The organism is Gammaproteobacteria bacterium (assembly GCA_027296625.1).
Classification (GTDB): domain Bacteria; phylum Pseudomonadota; class Gammaproteobacteria; order JAKEHO01; family JAKEHO01; genus JAKEHO01.
This window is the reverse complement of the sequence record JAPUIX010000103.1, coordinates 1-4,892: the sequence shown is the minus strand read 5'-3', so window position 1 is coordinate 4,892 and position 4,892 is coordinate 1. Positions and strand designations below refer to the sequence as shown.

Sequence of the window (4,892 nt, the reverse complement as noted above, 5' to 3'; positions counted from 1 at the left end):
GCCACCCAACCTCGCAGCGCTTCGTGAATTAGCACAGTTCGTAGAAGAGGGGCTGACCCTTGCCGTCTAATAACGCCACAGCAACAGACATGCGCCCTGAGGCTGAATTACTGCTGTGCTGCGCCCGGACGGCCATGGACGCCGAAAGAGCCGAGCGAATCAGGCAGTTGCTGCAGGAAGACATAAATTGGGACTATCTGCTCCAGGCGGCGCATAAACGCAGGGTGGTGCCGCTTCTGTACTGGCACCTTAACGCCAGCGGTCCAGAAGCAGTTCTGGATGGCCATTTGGATCGTTTCCGAGCATATTTTCATCATAACTCCCGACACAACTTGCTCTTAACCGCGGAACTGTGTCGCATTCTGTCTCTATTCGAGGCCCACGGGATTTCTGCCATCCCGTTTAAGGGGCCGGTCCTGGCCGCTACCTTGTACGGGAACTTGGCACTCCGGCAGTTCGGCGATCTGGATATCATGGTCCGCAAGCAGGACGTTCTGAGTGCGAAAGATCTTCTGGTCGCTCAGGGCTACCGGTGTCAGCGTGAGCGGACCTGGGAGGACCGCCTGGTACACGGCAATGGCAGCATTGTGGATCTGCACTGGGGTATCGCTCCGGGGTACTTCTCTTTCCCTCTTGATCCTGAGCACTTGTGGGAGCGCGCCAAACCGCTATCCCTCGGTGGCACGACGGCACTTACCCTCTCGCCGGAGGACTTGCTTCTGATCTTGTGCGTGCACGGGGCCAAGCATTGTTGGAAACGCCTGAAATGGATCTGTGACGTTGCCGAGCTACTCCGAGTGCATGAGGGAGTGGATTGGGAAGAGGTCATGGCGGCGGCCCGTACGCTGGGAAGTTGGCGCATGCTCTGTCTTGGCCTTTTCCTGGCACATGATCTTCTTGGAGCCCCCCTACCAAGAGAAGTCTGGCAAAGGGTGCAACCTGATCACACCGTCAAGGCACTCGCCACCCAGGTGCGCGAACAGCTTTACCAGGAGGTGAACACTCCGCCTCTCTTTTTGGAAGCTTCAACACGCCTCTTCCATCTCAGGATGAGGGAACGCCTACGTGACAGAATAATGTACTGTCTGCGCTACTTCCCCCGCTACTACCTCAGTCGCGCAACAAGCCCGAATGCAGCAGATCAGGAGTTTCTACCGCTGCGGCCGTCTTTCTCCTTCCTCCACTATTTGATCCGGCCGTTCCGGCTGCTCGGACAGTATGGATTGGGTTCATTTAGAAACCGTTGATGAACCCCGATCCGACATTAATCAGGCCAACAAATCGTCCCTGATGCGTATGGGATCGCAGCAAGAGCTGCCTGTATCATGAATCAGCAACTCACCTTTAATTTGGTTACTAACTTACAGTCAAAATGTCGCCACTCTTGCAACCTCAAGCTCACGATCGCATATGGCTTGATTTCTTTTGTCGGATCGGGGTTAAAAGATAAGTGAAAAGAGTTGCTTCCTTGCCACACCCATTGCGTACCCAAGCAGCCTGCTCTCCGAGCCTTGGCGAACAATCTACGGTGTGAACCCAATGGTGGGGGTGGTGGAAGGATTCCGATGGGCGTTGCTGGGGACGGACACAGCCCCCGGCTCCGTGATCGTACTATCGTCACTGGTGGCACTGATCATATTAATTGGCGGTGCGTTTTACTTCCGACGGATGGAAAAGACTTTCGCCGATGTTGTTTAAACGTTATTAATAGAGGGTCTTGTTAAACTTGAGCCCCACAACCTTCCCACTCAATGGATAAACTTAATTGAAATGCAAATGTCTTCTAAAATTAGGCAAATCGCTACTGATTATCTCCGAGAAATTGGAAGTCTTTTGCATCGGATAGACCTCGACGCGACTGAGCGGATTGTTCAACAATTGAGCATGGCTCGTGAGCGAGGCGCGATGGTCTATATTGCTGGAAATGGCGGTAGCGCTGCGACTGCCTCTCACTTAGCCAATGACCTAGGCAAGGCTACCAAGTTATCTGGCAAATCGCCAATGCGAGTGATGAGTCTAAGTGATAACGTATCTTGGCTTACGGCCCTAGCAAACGATGAGGGGTATGAGAGGGTTTTTTCTGGCCAGCTGGAAAACTTTGCTCGTCCCGGTGATGTGCTGATGGTAATTTCAGCTAGCGGTAACTCGCCAAACTTGTTGAGAGCGGTTGAAACAGCCCAGGGCCATGGTGTGAAGACGATCGGCCTTTTAGGATTTGACGGCGGTTCATTAAAAAGCAAGGTGGATGAATATCTGTTGTTCCGGACGGCGAAAGGTGCTTATGGCATCGTCGAGAGTGCTCATTCAATGTTGTGCCATCTATTGACGGATTGCTTGGCAAGAGAAACAGCGGTAACCGAAGTGAGTGGTAGTAAGAGAGGGGCTTGGGCCACCGAGCCAGGTAACGATAGTGTTCACCTAGACGGCTCTAGCAGTAATCCTCGCCGAAAGTAATTACGCACATTTTCCGCTCAGTTCAAATTATCCCTAATCGGGCACAGGGCGCAACATTCAGTTTTTCAAGATAACTTTTTAAACAAAAATCGAAGATCCCGGGTGCAATGCGAAAAAGATCGTTTCAGAAGCCACGCTTAATATTGATCATGGGAGTGGCCGGTTCCGGGAAGACCACTCTGTCGCGAGAGATCCTGCGTCGTGTTCCGGCGGTATACCTCGATAACAATCACATTGCGGATGCTTTTTTCCCTCACACGAGGAATGGTCGTAGCTACGAGAAGATACGGCCGCGATTTTACCAGGCACTATATAGAATTACTGAGGCAAATTTGAAGCTGGGAAACTCCGTCCTTTTGGATGTCCCGCATACCAAGGACGTCCAGACAAGGTCATGGCAGGTTTCAATCAGCCAACTCGCGATAAGAAGCAAAGCTGAGATGGTCGTCATCTGGTGTCACTGTTCTGAGAAGGTCCTGCGCACTCGGATCCGCTCAAGAGGGGAGGCGAGAGACAGCTGGAAGCTAAAGAATTGGAAGCGATTCTTGAAGAGAGAGCCCATAGAGGTGGATATTCCTTTCCCGCATTTTGATTTAAATACGGAAAAGAATGTGTCAAGCAATGTTAACGCCGCTGTTAGCTATATCAAGGATTACGTCGGACAACTCACCAACTAGTTCGTTTCACAATTAAATACTCGCCGCACCTGTTAATCCATGAAAGTAACACCGATCCAAAAATAAAGCAACCAGAACGAGCTAGCGGACTTCGGCGAACTCAGTTGAGCCGAAATTATTCTTTTTTATGATCCACTGACTATGCGTCGTAGGGGTCAAATTTTGGATCGGAACTATTTCTTAATGGCCACCGCGTCTATGCATGAGGATCAACTCGTACACCTACAACGTCCTACTCAAGCAGTGATTCTAGCAGGTGGACGCGGCACAAGGCTACGGCCTATTACGGATACTCGTCCCAAGGCTATGGTCGAGATTCATGGTAAGCCTTTTCTCGAGTATTTGGTGGAAATGCTCCGGGACCAGGGTTTTGATCGTATTCTGCTGTTATTAGGCTACTTACCTGAGGTGATTCAGAATTATTTTGGCGACGGGAAACGATGGGGAGTGAAATTAGAGTATTCGGTCTCTGCGGTTGAGGATGAAACCTCGCGACGCATGAAACTGGCGATGCCGCTCTTGGACCCCTGCCTCCTCCTGATGTATTGTGACAACTACTGGCCAATGCAGATCGACAAGATGTGGCGCAAGTTTACGTCTGCAAAAGTCCCTGCAATGATCACCGTATACAGCAACAAGGATGGTTACACCACAAACTCTATCCGTGTCAACAAGAATGGATTTGTTACCGTCTTTGATAAAAGTTGCACGAGCCCAAATCTGCTGGGTGTTGAAATAAGCTATGCATTTATCACGAAGCGTCTTGTGGAGGAGTTATCCGAAGACAACGTCCCATTTGAGGTGGCAGTATATCCCAGGCTAGCGGAACAACGACAGTTGCTCGCCTACGTAACGGATCACCGATATTACAGTATCGGTTCGCACAGACGCCTACCTCTCACGGAAGCCTTTCTCGCTCGTCGCCCAACAGTTATTCTCGACCGGGATGGTGTGCTAAATAAAAAACCAGAAAGAGCTCACTATGTCCGTTCATGGGATGAATTCAGTTGGCTCCCAGGCGCAAAGGACGCCTTGCGCTTGCTCAAGGAAGCGCACTACCGGGTAATCGTAGTTTCGAACCAGGCAGGCATCGGACGTGGTGCCATGACAGAAGCAGACCTTTCACATATTCATCAACAGATGCAGTCGGAAGTGGCGAATTATGGCGCTCACATAGAAGCGATCTACTATTGTCCCCATGATTGGGGTGAAGGCTGCGACTGCCGCAAACCTAAGCCTGGCATGCTGTTTCAGGTCCAACGGGATTTGAGCTTGGACCTGAGCCGCACACTTTTTATTGGAGACGATGAACGCGATGCCCAGGCCGCCGACGCAGCTGGATGTCCGTCAGCTCTTGTTTCGGATCACCTAACATTACTTGACTTGACCCGCAACCTAGTCAACGGTGCTCATTAATTAAAGGAGGCTAACACAATGGGTGCACCCATGCGTGTATTGATGACCGGTCATAACGGCTATCTGGGTTCTGTCATGGCTGCACGCTTCCTGAAAGCCGGCCATGCTGTCGTGGGTTTGGATTCAGATTATTTCAAGTCATGCTTACTCGTGCCAGAAGTAACTCGAGTTCCGTCCATTCACAAGGACATTCGAGATTTGCAACTACATGACGTGCAGGGCTTTGATGCCGTAGTGCACTTGGCAGCTCTGAGCAATGATCCCGTTGGAAACTTAAACCGACATTGGACCGAAGAGATTAACTATCAGGCTTCGGTGCATTTGGCTGAGTTGGCCAAGGCAGCA

At 50.9% G+C, this 4,892-nt stretch carries 5 protein-coding genes; all 5 read left to right on the top strand.

The features are described from left to right. Positions 1–59: 59 nt before the first annotated feature. The gene (locus O6944_05395; protein ID MCZ6718572.1) at positions 60–1,247 is read left to right on the top strand and encodes a nucleotidyltransferase family protein; all 1,188 of its coding nucleotides are present in this window, start codon (positions 60–62) and stop codon (positions 1,245–1,247) included. A 529-nt stretch (positions 1,248–1,776) separates the two neighbouring features. Then, complete coding sequence (locus tag O6944_05390) at positions 1,777–2,454, top strand: SIS domain-containing protein (GenBank protein MCZ6718571.1); 678 nt, start codon at positions 1,777–1,779, stop codon at positions 2,452–2,454. Between the two features lie 107 nt (positions 2,455–2,561). Next, positions 2,562–3,131: an ATP-binding protein gene (locus O6944_05385; GenBank protein ID MCZ6718570.1), complete on the top strand. Its 570-nt coding sequence runs from the start codon at positions 2,562–2,564 to the stop codon at positions 3,129–3,131. A 198-nt stretch (positions 3,132–3,329) separates the two neighbouring features. Beyond that, a complete protein-coding gene (locus tag O6944_05380) occupies positions 3,330–4,547 on the top strand; it encodes an HAD-IIIA family hydrolase (protein ID MCZ6718569.1) in 1,218 nt (405 codons plus the stop codon). 18 nt (positions 4,548–4,565) lie between these two features. Then, on the top strand, positions 4,566–4,892 hold a 327-nt coding region (locus tag O6944_05375; GenBank protein ID MCZ6718568.1), incomplete at its 3' end, for an NAD(P)-dependent oxidoreductase.